The sequence below is a fragment of the Arthrobacter sp. 10N418 genome (assembly GCF_056394725.1).
This window is the reverse complement of record NZ_JBFTIK010000007.1, coordinates 163,138-176,913: the sequence shown is the minus strand read 5'-3', so window position 1 is coordinate 176,913 and position 13,776 is coordinate 163,138. Positions and strand designations below refer to the sequence as shown.

Annotated in this window: 16 protein-coding genes; 7 read left to right on the top strand and 9 right to left on the bottom strand. The window is 67.4% G+C overall.

Annotated elements, in window-relative coordinates; all coding sequences use genetic code 11:
• The first annotated feature begins 150 nt into the window (after positions 1–150).
• The 4 genes from purB (at position 151) to AC1DCZ_RS07975 (ending at position 3,436) form a co-directional block, all read left to right on the top strand.
• Positions 151–1,593 (top strand): adenylosuccinate lyase, encoded by a 1,443-nt coding sequence (gene purB / locus AC1DCZ_RS07990; protein ID WP_476974102.1) that lies wholly within the window; start codon positions 151–153, stop codon positions 1,591–1,593.
• Positions 1,590–2,261 (top strand): histidine phosphatase family protein, encoded by a 672-nt coding sequence (locus tag AC1DCZ_RS07985; RefSeq protein WP_476974101.1) that lies wholly within the window; start codon positions 1,590–1,592, stop codon positions 2,259–2,261. The genes purB and AC1DCZ_RS07985 overlap by 4 nt, the downstream gene beginning before the upstream one ends.
• 120 nt (positions 2,262–2,381) lie before the next feature.
• On the top strand, positions 2,382–2,885 hold the full coding sequence (locus tag AC1DCZ_RS07980; RefSeq protein WP_476974100.1) for a GNAT family N-acetyltransferase: 504 nt from the start codon (positions 2,382–2,384) through the stop codon (positions 2,883–2,885).
• A gap of 116 nt (positions 2,886–3,001) precedes the next feature.
• Positions 3,002–3,436, top strand: a complete 435-nt coding sequence (locus AC1DCZ_RS07975; RefSeq protein WP_476897064.1) for an acyl-CoA thioesterase — start codon at positions 3,002–3,004, stop codon at positions 3,434–3,436.
• On the opposite strand, the gene AC1DCZ_RS07970 is transcribed toward AC1DCZ_RS07975, so the two are convergent.
• The 4 genes from AC1DCZ_RS07970 to AC1DCZ_RS07955 form a co-directional block, all read right to left on the bottom strand.
• Complete coding sequence (locus AC1DCZ_RS07970) at positions 3,433–3,825, bottom strand: nuclear transport factor 2 family protein (protein ID WP_476974099.1); 393 nt, start codon at positions 3,823–3,825, stop codon at positions 3,433–3,435. The genes AC1DCZ_RS07975 and AC1DCZ_RS07970 overlap by 4 nt on opposite strands.
• Positions 3,826–3,986: 161 nt before the next feature.
• Complete coding sequence (locus AC1DCZ_RS07965) at positions 3,987–5,177, bottom strand: 4-hydroxybenzoate 3-monooxygenase (protein ID WP_476974098.1); 1,191 nt, start codon at positions 5,175–5,177, stop codon at positions 3,987–3,989.
• 92 nt (positions 5,178–5,269) lie between these two features.
• A complete protein-coding gene (locus tag AC1DCZ_RS07960; RefSeq protein ID WP_476974097.1) occupies positions 5,270–6,049 on the bottom strand; it encodes an IclR family transcriptional regulator in 780 nt (259 codons plus the stop codon).
• Positions 6,050–6,175: 126 nt separating this feature from the next.
• Complete coding sequence (locus AC1DCZ_RS07955) at positions 6,176–7,252, bottom strand: FUSC family protein (RefSeq protein WP_476974096.1); 1,077 nt, start codon at positions 7,250–7,252, stop codon at positions 6,176–6,178.
• 219 nt (positions 7,253–7,471) lie between these two features.
• On the opposite strand from AC1DCZ_RS07955, the gene mscL reads away from it, so the two are divergent.
• Positions 7,472–7,939 (top strand): large conductance mechanosensitive channel protein MscL, encoded by a 468-nt coding sequence (gene mscL, locus AC1DCZ_RS07950; protein WP_476897069.1) that lies wholly within the window; start codon positions 7,472–7,474, stop codon positions 7,937–7,939.
• Between the two features lie 84 nt (positions 7,940–8,023).
• The gene (locus AC1DCZ_RS07945) at positions 8,024–8,890 is read left to right on the top strand and encodes an ACT domain-containing protein (protein ID WP_476974095.1); all 867 of its coding nucleotides are present in this window, start codon (positions 8,024–8,026) and stop codon (positions 8,888–8,890) included.
• Positions 8,891–8,906: 16 nt separating this feature from the next.
• Here AC1DCZ_RS07945 and AC1DCZ_RS07940 read toward each other — a convergent pair whose 3' ends face one another.
• The gene (locus AC1DCZ_RS07940) at positions 8,907–9,845 is read right to left on the bottom strand and encodes a diacylglycerol/lipid kinase family protein (protein ID WP_476897071.1); all 939 of its coding nucleotides are present in this window, start codon (positions 9,843–9,845) and stop codon (positions 8,907–8,909) included.
• Positions 9,846–10,068: 223 nt separating this feature from the next.
• Between AC1DCZ_RS07940 and AC1DCZ_RS07935 the strand changes: the two genes are divergently transcribed.
• A complete protein-coding gene (locus AC1DCZ_RS07935) occupies positions 10,069–10,299 on the top strand; it encodes a hypothetical protein (RefSeq protein ID WP_476974094.1) in 231 nt (76 codons plus the stop codon).
• A gap of 15 nt (positions 10,300–10,314) precedes the next feature.
• Here the strand turns inward: AC1DCZ_RS07935 and AC1DCZ_RS07930 are convergent, their stop codons facing one another.
• The 4 genes from AC1DCZ_RS07930 to AC1DCZ_RS07915 are packed head-to-tail and all read right to left on the bottom strand — an operon-like array spanning position 10,315 to position 13,773.
• A complete protein-coding gene (locus tag AC1DCZ_RS07930) occupies positions 10,315–11,130 on the bottom strand; it encodes an IclR family transcriptional regulator domain-containing protein (RefSeq protein ID WP_476974093.1) in 816 nt (271 codons plus the stop codon).
• A gap of 47 nt (positions 11,131–11,177) precedes the next feature.
• Positions 11,178–11,882, bottom strand: a complete 705-nt coding sequence (locus tag AC1DCZ_RS07925; protein WP_476974092.1) for a 3-oxoacid CoA-transferase subunit B — start codon at positions 11,880–11,882, stop codon at positions 11,178–11,180.
• Position 11,883: 1 nt separating this feature from the next.
• Positions 11,884–12,543 (bottom strand): 3-oxoacid CoA-transferase subunit A, encoded by a 660-nt coding sequence (locus AC1DCZ_RS07920; protein WP_476974091.1) that lies wholly within the window; start codon positions 12,541–12,543, stop codon positions 11,884–11,886.
• Between the two features lie 3 nt (positions 12,544–12,546).
• On the bottom strand, positions 12,547–13,773 hold the full coding sequence (locus AC1DCZ_RS07915) for a thiolase family protein (protein ID WP_476974090.1): 1,227 nt from the start codon (positions 13,771–13,773) through the stop codon (positions 12,547–12,549).
• Positions 13,774–13,776 lie beyond the last annotated feature (3 nt).

Genomic DNA, 13,776 nt, shown 5'->3' with positions numbered 1-13,776 from the left:
ACGCTAGGGACTCCGCAAATCGTGCTGAAGCACCCCGCCCGGCTATGTGGAAACCCTGCACCGTGGACGCCCGGCGGCGTGGACCGCCGTCGAAAGTCATGAGGACGGGCGGGCTTAGGGCCCGGCAGGACTTCGTGGAAGAATCGGAGCATGCCTGAAACTGCCGCCACAGCCGCCACCCGCACGCCTTCCGGACGCCTGGCCCTCGCCGCGTCACCGCACCAGATCGCGCTCGGCCCGCTGGACGGCCGCTACCAGTCCGCCGTCGCGCCGCTGGTTGACTACCTGTCCGAGGCGGCCTTGAACCGCGACCGCGTGGCAGTGGAAGTTGAATGGCTGATCCACCTGACGGGCAATGAAGTCCTTCCGGGGGCAGGACCGCTGACCGCAGACCAGCAGGAGGAACTGCGCGCCATCGTCACCGGATTCGACGCCGATTCCGTCGCCGAACTGGCCGACATCGAGGCCGTCACGGTGCACGATGTCAAGGCCGTGGAGTACTACATCGGCCGCCGGCTCCCGGGCATCGGGATCGAACACCTCACGGCCATGGTGCACTTCGGCTGCACCTCGGAAGACATCAACAATCTCTCGTACGCCCTCGGCGTCAAGGGCGCGGTGGAGGACGTATGGCTGCCGGCCGCGCGCAACCTCGTGGCGCAGATCAGCGGGATGGCCGAGGATAACCGCGCCGTGCCGATGCTCTCGCGCACGCACGGGCAGCCTGCCACCCCCACGACGCTGGGCAAGGAACTGGCCGTCATCGCCCACCGGCTCACCCGCCAGCTGGACCGGATCGCCCGGACCGAATACCTCGGCAAAATCAACGGCGCCACCGGCACCTATGCCGCGCACGTCGCCTCCGTGCCAGGTGCCGACTGGCAGCATGTCTCAAAGACGTTCGTTGAAGGCCTCGGCCTGACGTGGAACCCGCTGACCACGCAGATCGAAAGCCACGACTGGCAGGCAGAGCTTTACGCCGACGTCGCGCGTTTCAACCGCATCCTGCACAACGTCTGCACCGACATCTGGAGCTACATCTCCATCGGCTACTTCGTGCAGATCCCTGTCGCAGGCGCCACCGGCTCCTCGACGATGCCGCACAAGGTCAACCCGATCCGCTTCGAAAACGCCGAGGCGAACCTCGAAATCTCCTCCGGCCTGCTGGACGTGCTGGGCTCCACCCTCGTCACGTCCCGCTGGCAGCGGGACCTCACCGATTCCTCCTCCCAGCGGAACATCGGCGTCGCCTTCGGCCACTCGCTGCTGGCAATCTCCAATGTGGCAAAGGGCCTCGAGCGCCTCAACGTCGCGCAGGACGTCCTGGCCGCGGACCTGGACACCAACTGGGAAGTCCTCGGCGAGGCCATCCAGATGGTCATGCGTGCCGAGGCCATCGCCGGCGTCGAAGGCATGGAGAACCCGTACGAGCGGCTCAAGGACCTGACGCGCGGCCAGCGCGTCGACGCCGCCCGGATGCAGGAGTTTGTCCAGAGCCTGGGCCTGTCCGCCGACGCCGAGGCCCGGCTGCTGGCCCTCACCCCCGGCAAGTACACCGGAATCGCAGACGAGCTGGTGGACCACCTCAAATGAGGCTCCTGCTCATCCGCCACGGCCAGACGCCCGGAAATGTCCTCGGGCAGCTGGACACGGCCCATCCCGGACCCGGGCTGACCGAGCTCGGCGAGCGGCAGGCCGCCGCCCTGGCGCGGACCCTGGCGAATGAGCAGATAGGCCTGCTCTACGCATCCACGCTGGTGCGTACGCAGATCACGGCCAGGCCGCTGGCGGCCGTGCGGGGCCTGGGCATCGAGGTGCTGGAAGGGCTGCGGGAGATCGAGGCGGGGTCGCTGGAGAAACTCACCGACCGTGAATCCCACATGCGGTATCTGGGCACGGTGTTTGCCTGGTCAGCGGGGGAACTGGACCGCAGGATGCCTGCCGGGCCCAGCGGCCACGATTTCTTCGAACGCTTCGACGCCTCGATCGCCCAAATTGCCGCGGCGGCCGCAGGATCCGCAGACGCGGGCGCGGTGGCCGTGGTCAGCCATGGCGCGGCGATCAGGGTCTGGGCGGGTCTGCGGGCCGCCAACGTCGAACCCGGTTTTGCCGCACGGCATGTGCTCGCCAACACCGGCATCGTTGCCCTGGACGGCGATCCCGACGCCGGGTGGCGGCTGATCCACTGGGACGACAGCCCGGTGGATGGCCTGGTTCTGGCGGATCCGACGGCGGAGGACCCCACCGGCCGCCCGGTGTAGGACCGCAGTCCCGTTCCCACGCCAGCAGCAGTTCTTCGAATCCTTACGAGCAGGAAACACAGCGGAAACCGGCGCTGCCTAGCCTTGAGTCGCATAACCCTTCGGCGAATCGAGGCAGCGATGCAGACCAATCCCCGGCTCAACATCCGGCAGGTCACGTGGGCCAACCCGGTGGGGGCGGGCCTGCGGGCAGCCCAGCAGGCTGAACTCGATGCCCGATTCGGCACCAGCGGACACGAGCCAGGACCGCCGCCGTCGGAAGCCGACACTGCCGTTTTCCTCGTCGCCCACGACAAGGCGTCGGGCCAGCCCGTAGGCTGCGGGGGGCTCCGGATCCTGGCGGGGCACACCGCCGAGATCAAGCGGCTTTACGTGTTGCCGTACACGCGGGGTTCCGGCATCGCGAGCTCAATCCTCGCGGCGCTGGAGGCCCATGCCCATGCACTCGGCATCACCACGATCACCGCGGAGGCGGGCTCGGTCCAGACGGACGGCAGGCAATTCTACGAGAACTCCGGCTTCGGGCCCGTGCCGAATTTCGGGCCGTACAACGGCGTCGAGCACTCTTACTGCTACGCCAAGACGATCGATTCCCACAGCGCCGCGCACACCGCCATGGCCTGAGGACGTGCGCCGAGGCCCGATAAATGTACGCAAGCCGGTCCCGGTCACCCTTGGACCCGTCGCCTCGGGAGCCGTCACACTGGGGGCGGGGCACCGCCGTCGGCTAACCTCGCACTATGGAACAGGCCGACATCACTTTTCGCACCCGCAAATGGGTGCGGCCCGAAGATCTCAACGCCAACGGCACGCTGTTTGGTGGAAGCCTGCTGAAATGGATCGACGAGGAAGCGGCAATTTACGCCATCCTGCAGCTGGGCAACGGCCGGGCCGTCACCAAATACATTTCCGAAATCAACTTTGTCAGTTCCGCTGTCCAGGGGGATCTGGTCGAGATGGGCCTCACCGCGACCCGCTTCGGCCGGACGTCACTGACCATGCGCGCCGAGGTCCGGAACATGATCACCCGACAGAGCATCCTCACAATTGAGGAAATCGTCTTCGTGAACCTGAGTCATGCCGGGAAACCCGAACCGCACGGCTATACCGAGATCACGTATGACCGGGACCGGATTCCGACCCACCACCTGACGGGCACCCTGGATCAGGATTAGACCCAGAAATCGTCTGCCTTCGCCGTGTCCTCGAAATACTCGCGCCCTTCCGTGATCTTTCCGTCGCGGACCACAAATGTGATGATGGTGGCCATGTCGAGGGTTTTGCCGTTGTTTGTTCCTTGGGTTTGCTGGATCGCGACCGTGTAGTTGTCCCCGCCAACGATGTCCTTGACGTTGGCCTGGAAGTCACCCTTGGTGCGCGCCCCCAATTCGCCGAAGTACGCCAGAACGGCGTCGCGACCCTGTTTTTTCCCCGACAGCACGCCGCTTCCGGCGACGTGCCAAACCGCGTCCTCCGCGAACATCTCGCTGAGGCTCGCCATATCCCCGGCGTTGAAGGCCTCGTACCCCCGCCGGACCAGTTCAACATTCTCTGCGGTTCCCATGATCGGACACCTCTCCATCGTCCTCGTCGGGTCATGCTGGGACGGCTTAAGGGTAGTCCTGGCGCGGAAGCCTGTCGATAAGAAAATGATGCCGTGATCCAGCCCGCTGACCCCGGAGTCGGGCCCGCGGCGGGGGGCCTGGCAGGTGCCCTCAGGCGCCCTTAGTGGGCCCCGGGCCAGCCGGTGTAGGCCTCCGCGAGGTACGCCCGGCCGTGGCGGGATGACACCACCGAATTGAGCTCGCCGAGCTGGCGGGCGCGGGCGAAGTCGTCGGCGCCGGCCGGGGTGTGAAGCATGGAGGTCATCCAGTAGGAGAAGTGCTGGGCCTTCCAGACCCTGTCCAGGGCCCGGTTGCTGTAGGCGTCCAGCAGCACGGTCGAGCCGGTTGCGTAGAAGCTGTCGAGCCCCTCGAAGAGCACCCTGACATCGTTCAGTGCCAGGTTCAGGCCCTTGGCCCCGGTGGGCGGGACAGTGTGGGCGGCGTCGCCGGCCAGGAAAAGGTTCCCGTGGCGCATCGGCGCGTGGACGAAGCTGCGGAACTTCAGGACGGTCTTATCGATGACCGGTCCCTCCTTGAGCTCGAACCCGTTGCCGTTGACGCGGCTGCGGAAGGCCTCCCAGATGCGTTCCTCGCTCCAGTCGTGGACGTCCTCGTTGGGATCGCACTGGAAGTACATCCGCTGGACCTTTTCGGTGCGCTGGCTGATGAGGGCAAAGCCGTTCTCGGAGTTGGCGTAGATCAGCTCCCCCGAACTGCGCGGCGCCTCCGCCAGGATGCCGAACCACGCGAAAGGGTACTCGTGGAAGTACCACTTCCGGTCCGCTTCGGGAATCTGGAAGCGGCAGTGGCTGCGCGAGCCATCCGCGCCTGTGATGAACTCGGCCTGAAGTTCGTACTCCACTCCGTCGGAGTCGGTGAACCAGACTTTCGGCTTGCCTGCGATGTCGTGGATGGTGGTGTCGGTAACGCTGTACCTGACGTCGCCGCCGTCGGCCCGGCGCCGTGCGGCGAGGTCGGTGAAGACGTCGGTCTGGGGGTAGAGCCACACTGATTCCCCGACGAGGTCCTGGAAGTCGATCCGGTGGCTTTCCCCGTTGAAGCGAAGCTCGATCCCGTCGTGGCGGTCGCCCTTCCGCAGCACCCGGTCGGACACTCCACTGTCCACGAGCATCTTGACCGAGCCGTGTTCGAGGATGCCGGCGCGGACGGTTTCCGAGATCTCCTGGTGGCTGCGGATTTCGATGACGGTGGATTCGATCCCGGCCTTGGCCAGCAGGTGGGACAACATGAGCCCCGCCGGTCCGGCACCCAGGATCGCGACCTGGGTGGTGATGACTTTACGGTTTGCCATGTGTTCCTCGCTTCGTTGCGGGGCCCCGGCGGCGTGCCCCGGGCCGGATGGATCCCTCGGCTACCAGTCTGCTCCGGGATGCGTGATCCGCGTTACAATGCTTCCATTGAACGGAAGTGTGCGCTGCCTGGCGACTCCCCCAGCCGCCGCCCGATGCCGCGGGCGGCGGTCTGCAGGGCGGGGACGAGCGCCTGCAGGCTCACCTCATGCAGGGGAACCACGACGCCGAGGGCGGCCACTGCGTGTTTCTTGCGGTCCAGCACCGGGACTGCAATGCCCCATGTGTCAGGGTCCACCACCCCGGCCAGCTGCGCATAGCCCTGGCGCGCGGCTTCTGCCAGCAGGACCCGTAGGTCCCCGGCCGTGGGCCGGCCGGCGGTGCCGGTGATACTCCGGAGGTAGTCAGCCTGGGCGGCCCCGGGCTGGTTAGCCATGAGCACCAGCCCGGCAGAGGACAGGTGCACGGGCATCCGGCCCGCCACTTGTGCGCGGTTGGCGACCGACCCGCGCCGGGACAGCCGCTCAACGAACAACGCCTCCCAGCCGTCCAGCACGGCGAGGTTTACGTTCTGGTTGAGCACCTGCTGGATGTCCTCCATGAACGGCAGGGCCGCCTGGCGGAGCTCCAGTGTGGGGGAATTCCGGTTGACAATTTCCCACAGGCGCAGGCCCAGCCGCACCGAGCCGCCGGGACCGAGATCCAGCAGGCCATGCCCGGCCAGCTGCCGGACCAGCCGATGGGCCGTGGTCAGGGGCAGGCCCGACCGGGCGGCCAGTTCGGAAAGCTGCAGGACGGTGACGCCCTCCGGAAACGCGGCGATTACGCGCACCACGCGGTCCACCACGGAATCACCGGAACCCGAGTTCGCCACGCTTCCCCTCATCCATCCGCGCTTCCATTCAATGGTTTCAGTGTCCCATACAACGCTGCCGAGCGACACAACTCCCAGCCTCGGGAAGCTCCGGCCGGAAGCCGAACCTGCGGCCGGGCGGCAGGCTCAGGCGGCGGCGCGCCGAAGGTCCCGGCGTTGCTGGAGGCGGCGCCAGGCGCTGGGGGCCAGCACGACGGCGATGCCGACGGCGGCGCCGATGACGGTCTCCAGAATCCGGTCGCGGAGCAGGACTCCCGGCGATACGGGCGCCACCAGCAGGGTGGAGATCAGGGCCAGCGGCGTGACAAACACCTGGGCCAGGGCATACTGGCGGGCAATGAACATTTCCGCACCGAACTGGCAGGCGGCGATCACCAGCACTGTCTGCCACGGCGCAGGCTGGAACCACAGGATGCCTGCCAGCAGCATCAGTCCCACGGCCGTGCCGATGATTCGCTGCACGCCCCGGCTGATGCGGTGGCGTGTGGTGTGTCCCACGAGCGGGACGACGGCAGCAACCATGGCCCAGTAGTTGTGGCCGAAGCCGAGCCATTCGCCGGCCATGGTCGCCAGCGTTCCGGCCAGCCCGGCCGCCACCAGGTATCCGCCGGCTTCGAGCCGGGCCGCCCGTTTCTCGGCCGGAGCCAGCCTCGCGCGTGCCGGCCGCCCCCATGGCGTCCGGCGGCTCGGGGCCACGCGTGAGGACATCCCGACCAGCAGGCAGAAAGCGACTGTCAGCACCGCGACGAGCATGCCCTGCCACAGCGGCGGCTGGCCGCGGATCGACGCGATGGCCGCGAAGGCGAAGATATGGAAGAGGGAGCCTGCCGGGCGCAGGCGCCACCATGCGACGACCAGAAAGCAGCCTCCCGCGACGGCCGTGGTGGCCGCGACCTGGACCCACGTGGTGCTGGCCGGGGAGAGCGCAAACGCCTGGCCGGCGCGCGCCGTCAGGGCAGCCAGAAGTATCACCAGCAGCATCAACCCGCCGGCCCGCAACTGGATCACGAACCGTTTACCGTGCGGCTCATTCCGGCCGTAGATCCCGGTGAACGCGCCGAACGAAGCGAAGATGGCCAGATCCAGGCGGTGCAGGAGCACGAGTGTGATCAGCGGAACGAAGACGCCTATGGCGCAACGGAGCGCGACGCGATGGTCCTTGTTGGCTGGTGCCATGGTGAACATCTTGGCGAGCATCTTCACGGAGCGGGGCGCCTTTCGTTGCGGTCGGAGTATTACGACGGCGGCACTGGCATCCGCCCCTGATTTTACGCCGGAACGGGGCCGTCTCGGCATCGTGCACCGTTGATCGGAACCCGCCGGACGCACACGGGGTGGTAGCGTCTAGCGGTTGCCTGAAGCAGCAAAGACTGCAGCGGCTAACAGTGAAGACATTAAGGAACGGCACACCGGAGGTCCCCCATGCTCAAAGGATTCAAAGATTTCATCCTGCGCGGCAACGTGATCGAACTGTCCATCGCCGTCGTCGTAGGCACGGCCTTCACGGCCTTGGTAAGCGCGTTCACGGCTAACATCGTCAACCCGATCATTGCAGCCGCGGGCGGCGTTGCGACGGACGGGCTGGGCTTCCACATCTGGCCTGGCAACCCGAAGACCTTCGTCAACATCGGCGCAGTGGTCACGGCCTTTGTGACCTTCCTGATCACAGCGGCGGTGGTGTACTTCATCTTCGTGGCGCCAATGAACCGGATCAACAGGCTCGTCAAGAACCGCCTGGGCACGGCCGAGCCCGAAGAGAAGCCGATACCGGCCGACACGGCCCTGCTTGCCGAAATCCGGGACCTGCTGGCCCGGCTGGCCGGCCCGGACAATGACGGTGGCGCGGTTGCCCGGACGTCCGGCGAACTCTCCGGAGAGCGGCGCCGGTAGGCGCACGTCGGGACCCCGGCGGCCGGTCCGCAACTGTCACCAGGCGGCAACCCGCCCGAAACAGCCGGCCGCCATCATGGGAGCATGAAACCCAAAGCCAATGGCAAAGCACAGGGTCCGGCCGCCTCCGAGTTGAGCTGCGAAGTATGCGGGCAGATGCCCGAACCCACCAAGGCGCGGCTGACCCTGGCCAATGTCGCTGTGATGCTCCCGATCGAACTGCTGGTGCATGCCGCGGTGGTGGAAACGCACCTGCCGTATGTGGCCAAGGTTCTGGTCCTCACCATGACTGCGACGATCCTCGTGATCTGGGTTGCGGAACCCTCAGCGGCGCGGATGCTGCGGCGCTGGCTCCATGCCCCGGCCCTGCGCCACCGCAGGAAGCTCGTGGCGGCACCTGCCCTCTGGCGGGCCCGCACCGTGTTGCAGGACAAGCCGGGATCACTGCAGAAGGTCACGCAGGCCCTGGCAGCGCTGGAGACGAACATCCTGAGCATCCACGTCCACCCGGTCGCCGGCGGGGTCCTCGACGAGTTTGTGCTCTCCGCGCCGGGGGAGCTGACGGAAGGCGAACTGCTCCGGGCCCTGAAGGCCGGTGGCGGGGCCGAGCCGCACGCCTGGCCCACCACGGCCTTGGCCATGGCCGACGGACAGACCGGGGCGCTGAGCCTCGCCGCCCGGATAGCCGGCAACCCGGATGAACTGCCGCTGGCGGTCGCGGAACTGCTCCGGGCGCGGATCTGGACGGCACCGGCCTCCGGCGCCCCCGAAGCGAAGACTCCCCCGGCCAGGGACGCCACCTTCCTGCGGCTCCCGACCGCCTGGCACGGCCCCCTCACGTTTGTCAGGCCCGGCGAACCGTTTACGCCGGCCGAGTCAGCACGCGCGCACCGGCTTGCGGAGCTCGCCGAGATACTGGCCCACCGCCCGGCCGTCTCGACGGGCCCCTGATGGCAGGACGGAGGCGTCAGGCCGCCGTCATCCGGACGGCGAGAGCTCCGTGGTCTACGGAGACTTTGAGGTGCTTCGCCTTGCCGAGGTGGTCGCCGTCGAGCTGGAATTCCTGTTCGTGGTCCAGTTCGATTTCCGCGGATTTGCCCGTGAAGTACTCCACGGACTGGTTCTTCCTGCCCTTGCGGCCAAACACCCCGGCCAGGACGTTCAGCCAGCCGAGCCGTCCGATCGGAGCCAGGATCACGACGTCGAGGATGCCGTCATCGACCTTGGCGTCGGGGAAGATTTCCACACCGCCCATGATCTTGCCGCAGTTTCCGACCATCACGCTGCGGAGCCGGCGGCGCACGGGGTGCTTCCCGTCGACGCTGATCTTCGCCTTGACCGGTTTGCCGGGCAGGTGCCGGATGCCCGCCTCCACATACGCAAGCCAGCCCACACGGTCCTTGAGCCCGTCAACGGTATTTGCCATGATCGCGGCGTCATAGCCGAGCCCGGCCATGACCAGGAATAGCTGCTGCTCCTCGGCGTGGTCAAGGCTCGCCCGGACGACGTCCACCTTGACGTCGCTGCCGTTCAGGATGTCGTAGCTGGCGGCTACCGGGTCGGTGATGTCGACGCCGATGTTGCGGGCCAGGAGGTTCCCGGTGCCCAGCGGAACCAGGCCCATGGGCGTTCCGGTGCCGGCGAGGACCTCGGCCACGCAGCGGACAGTACCGTCGCCGCCGGCGGCGATGACGACGTCGACTCCGGCCTCAAGGGCCTGGCGCGCCTGGCCCAGTCCGGTGTCCTCTGCCGTGGTTTCGAGCCAGAGCGGTTCGGCCCAGCCTTCTGTCTCGCAGAGCCGGTGGAAGGCGGCCTTGAAGTCCTCGCCCGAGGATTTCATGGGGTTAATGACGACGGCGGCGCGCTTGGCCTGTGTGCTCTCAGGCGCGGGGTTGTTCTCTGTCATGGCGTCCTTCGGAGGCAAGGGGGCGGGAGGTGTCCCGAAGTGAAATCTTATCCGCAGTCCTGCGTAACTTCCGCAGCGCCGGGCCGGATCGTGGACGTTCCATCCGCGGGGTCACTAGACTGGGCATGCTTATGTACTGGAGCATGCCGGCCGCTGTTCGCGCCCGGCGGCCTGTCCGGATCATCCTGCCGGGCCCGCTTCAGACGTCGAAAGCGGGGGGCACGTGACTGAACAAGAGAAGTACTCGGCCGAGGCTGAGGCATCCAGCATGGATCCCCATGACTGGGGCAGGGCAATGGCACTGGCGGTCACTCGGCTTGCTGAACAGTTGGCGCCCGAGGACAGCGAGGACATTCACGCCTCCCTCGTCGGCAGGGATCTGCACTTGAAGATCAGTGACGATCCCGACGGGGTCACCATCAGGGTTTCAACGGGGCCGATCTCCGGGTCCTGAGCCTGGGCTCCGTAGTTAACGGCCCGAGGACAGGTCGTCGGAGATGATTTGCGCGGTGGCCACGGTGGCCCGGCGCACCGAGTCCAGGTAGGCCTCCGGGTCCGTTTGTGCTGCCACGGACTGGGCCTGCAGCGAGACGTTGATGGCCGCTACGACTTGGGACCCGTCACAGACCGGCGCCGCGATGGACATCAGCCCGAGTTCAAGTTCCTGGTCCAGCAGGCACCAGCCCTGTGTGCGGACGGTGTCCAGCTCGGCCATGAGCTCCGCCGGCGTGCCGATGGCCCGCGGGGTGAGCGGACGAATCTCGACGGCAGCCAGGTATTCCTGTAGTTTCGCGGCCGGGAGGGCGGCGAGCAGCACCCGTCCCATCGAGGTGGCGTACGCCGGGAAACGCGTTCCCACCGTGATGCCGACGGTCATGATCCGTCGGGTCGAAACGCGGGCGACATACGCGATGTCGGTGCCCTCCAGCACGGCCGCCGACGTCGATTCCCCCAGCTCGTGTGAGAGTTCCTCAAGGTGCGGCTGGGCGAGCTGGGGCAACGACAACCCGGACAGGTAGGCATAGCCGAGCTGCAGCACCCTGGCGGTCAGCGCGAAGATCTTGCCGTCCGTGCGGACGTAGCCGAGTTCCACGAGGGTGTGCAGGAAGCGCCGGGCGGTGGCCCGGGTCAAATCCGTCCGGGCAGCCACTTCTGTCAGCGTCATCTTCGGATGCTCCGTGTCGAAGGCACGGATCACGGCCAGCCCGCGAGCCAGCGACTGGACGTACTGGTCACTGGCAGGGGGTGTGCTGTTCGACGTGGCGGCCTTTGCTGCGTCAATCATTTCTCGCCTCTCGGTTCCGCATCACTGTATACGCGCGGGAGGGGGTGTCAGCTTCCGGCGGCGGAGGCGGCCCTGAGCGGCACCGGCACCATGTCCTGGAGTTCCTCAAGGGTGCAGCCGAAGGTTTCCCGGACCTCGACGCCGTCGGGGCCTGTCAGGAAGACGGCCTTGTCGGTGTAGACGCGGGTGACGCAGCCGATCCCGGTGAGCGGGTAGGTGCAGGCCTCCACGAGTTTGGACACGCCTTCGCGGGTCAGGAGCGTCATCATCACGAAGACGTCCTTGGCCCCGGTGGCGAGGTCCATCGCTCCGCCGACAGCGGGAATCGCGTCCGGGGCGCCGGTGTGCCAGTTGGCGAGGTCGCCGGTGGCGGAGACCTGGAACGCGCCGAGGACGCAGATGTCCAGGTGCCCGCCGCGCATGATTGCGAACGAATCGGCGTGGTGGAAGTAGGATGCGCCGGGCAGCTCGGTGACCGGGATCTTCCCGGCGTTGATGAGGTCTCCGTCGATCTGGTCCCCGGCGGCTTCGGGGCCCATGCCCAGCATGCCGTTCTCGGTGTGGAGCGTGATGTTCTGCTCCGGCTCGAGGTAGTTGGAGACGAGGGTCGGCTGGCCGATGCCGAGGTTCACGAAGGAGCCGGGCTTGATGTCGCGGGCCACGAGGCGGGCCAGGTCGTCGCGGCCCAGCGGCTTGTCGGCGCTCTGGATACTGGTCCGGACAGCCGCATGGTCATTTGTCGGGATGCTCATCTCAGGCCACCTTCACAATGCTGTCGACGTAGATTCCGGGAGTCACGATGATCTCCGGGTCGAGGCTGCCGGTGGGGACGATCCCCGACACCTGGGCCACGGTGTGCTTGGCCGCGGCGGCCATGATCGGCCCGAAATTCCGGGCGGTCTTGCGATAGACGAGGTTGCCCTTGCCGTCGGCCTTGAGCGCCTTGATGAGGGCGACGTCGGCGTGGATGGGGGTCTCGAAGACCTGGCCGCGGCCGTCGAGGATCCGGGTTTCCTTGCCTTCGGCAAGCATGGTGCCGTACCCCGTGGGGGTGAAGAAGCCGCCGATCCCGGCGCCCGCGGCACGGATCCGCTCGGCCAGGTTGCCCTGCGGGACGAGCTCGAGCTCGATCTCACCGGCGCGGAACTTCGCGTCGAAGTGCCAGGAATCGGCCTGCCGCGGGAAGGAGCAGATCATCTTCTTCACCCGGCCCTCCTTGATCAACAGGGCGAGCCCCTGGTCGCCCTGGCCGGCGTTGTTGTTGACCACGGTCAGGTCGGCGGCGCCGCACTCCAGCAGGGCGTCGATGAGTTCGAACGGCTGGCCGGCGTTGCCGAAGCCGCCGATCATGACGGTGGAGCCGTCCTTGATGCCGGCGACGGCCTCGCCGACCGTGTCAATGAAATTCAGCATGGCCTAGCCCTTTACTGGTTGTGCCGGCAGGTTATGCCCACGGGCGGTGGTGACGTTCTCGAGGACGACGGCCAGGCCCTGGCCGACGCCGATGCAGATCGCGGCGACGCCCCAGCGTTCACCGGAGGCCTGGAGACTGCGGGCCAGGGTGCCCAGGATCCGGCCGCCGGAGGCGCCGAGCGGGTGGCCCATCGCGATCGCGCCGCCGTGCCGGTTCACGATCGAAGGGTCGATGCCCCAGGCGCTGATGCATGCTAGGGACTGCGCGGCGAACGCCTCGTTCAGTTCGACGGCGCCGACCTGGTCCCAGCCGATGCCGGCCTTCGCGAGGGCCTTGTTCGCGGCCTCCACCGGGGCGTAGCCGAAGAACTGGGGATCGTTGGCGTGGACGCCGCGCCCGGCGATCCTGGCCAGCGGGTCCAGGCCCAGGATCCCGGCGGCGGCCTCGGATCCGAGCCACGCCGCGGAGGCGCCGTCCGAGAGCGGGGAGGCATTCCCGGCCGTGACCGTCCCGCCTTCGGCGCGGAACACGGTCTTGAGCCCGGCAAGCTTCTCCGCCGAGGACCCGGGACGGATGCCCTCGTCCCGGACCAGGTCCGTGCCCGGGACCGGTGCGACGAGGGTGTCGTAGAAACCATCGTCCCAGGCCGCGGCGGCCAGGTTGTGGGAGTTGGCGGAGAACTCGTCCTGCGCCTGGCGGGTGATCCCGTACTTTTCGGCCAGGCGTTCGGTGGCCTCGCCCAGGGAGATGGTCCACTCCGGGCGCATGGCCTTGTTCACCAGGCGCCAGCCCAGCGTCGTGGAGACCAGGGAAAGGTCCCCGGCCGGGTAGGGCTTCTCGGTCTTGGGCAGCACCCACGGCGCCCGGGACATGGACTCGGCGCCGCCGACCAGCATCAGCTCCGCGTCCCCGGTGCTGATCTGGCGGGAGGCGATGATCGCCGCGTCCAGCGAGGACCCGCAGAGCCGGTTGACCGTGGTCCCCGGGATCGAGACCGGCAGCCCGGCCAGCAGGGTGCCCATCCGGGCGATGTTGCGGTTCTCCTCACCGGCGCCGTTCGCGTTGCCGAACACCACCTCATCGATCCGCTCAACATCGAGCCCCGGCGCGCGCTTGACGGCCTCCCCAATCACATGCGCGGCGAGGTCATCCGGCCGGACCGCGGCCAGACCGGAACCGAACTTCCCGAACGGAGTCCGCACGGCGTCGTAAATAAAAGCCTGGTTCATAAC

Coding starts and splice junctions, on each gene's coding strand:
- AC1DCZ_RS07920 (WP_476974091.1), bottom strand. CDS start 12,543: ATGCTGAATTTCATTGACACGGTCGGCGAGGCCGTCGCCGGCATCAAG.
- AC1DCZ_RS07985 (WP_476974101.1), top strand. CDS start 1,590: ATGAGGCTCCTGCTCATCCGCCACGGCCAGACGCCCGGAAATGTCCTC.
- mscL (WP_476897069.1), top strand. CDS start 7,472: ATGCTCAAAGGATTCAAAGATTTCATCCTGCGCGGCAACGTGATCGAA.
- AC1DCZ_RS07930 (WP_476974093.1), bottom strand. CDS start 11,130: ATGATTGACGCAGCAAAGGCCGCCACGTCGAACAGCACACCCCCTGCC.
- AC1DCZ_RS07980 (WP_476974100.1), top strand. CDS start 2,382: ATGCAGACCAATCCCCGGCTCAACATCCGGCAGGTCACGTGGGCCAAC.
- AC1DCZ_RS07965 (WP_476974098.1), bottom strand. CDS start 5,177: ATGGCAAACCGTAAAGTCATCACCACCCAGGTCGCGATCCTGGGTGCC.
- AC1DCZ_RS07975 (WP_476897064.1), top strand. CDS start 3,002: ATGGAACAGGCCGACATCACTTTTCGCACCCGCAAATGGGTGCGGCCC.
- AC1DCZ_RS07915 (WP_476974090.1), bottom strand. CDS start 13,773: ATGAACCAGGCTTTTATTTACGACGCCGTGCGGACTCCGTTCGGGAAG.
- AC1DCZ_RS07945 (WP_476974095.1), top strand. CDS start 8,024: ATGAAACCCAAAGCCAATGGCAAAGCACAGGGTCCGGCCGCCTCCGAG.
- AC1DCZ_RS07940 (WP_476897071.1), bottom strand. CDS start 9,845: ATGACAGAGAACAACCCCGCGCCTGAGAGCACACAGGCCAAGCGCGCC.
- AC1DCZ_RS07925 (WP_476974092.1), bottom strand. CDS start 11,882: ATGAGCATCCCGACAAATGACCATGCGGCTGTCCGGACCAGTATCCAG.
- AC1DCZ_RS07970 (WP_476974099.1), bottom strand. CDS start 3,825: ATGGGAACCGCAGAGAATGTTGAACTGGTCCGGCGGGGGTACGAGGCC.
- purB (WP_476974102.1), top strand. CDS start 151: ATGCCTGAAACTGCCGCCACAGCCGCCACCCGCACGCCTTCCGGACGC.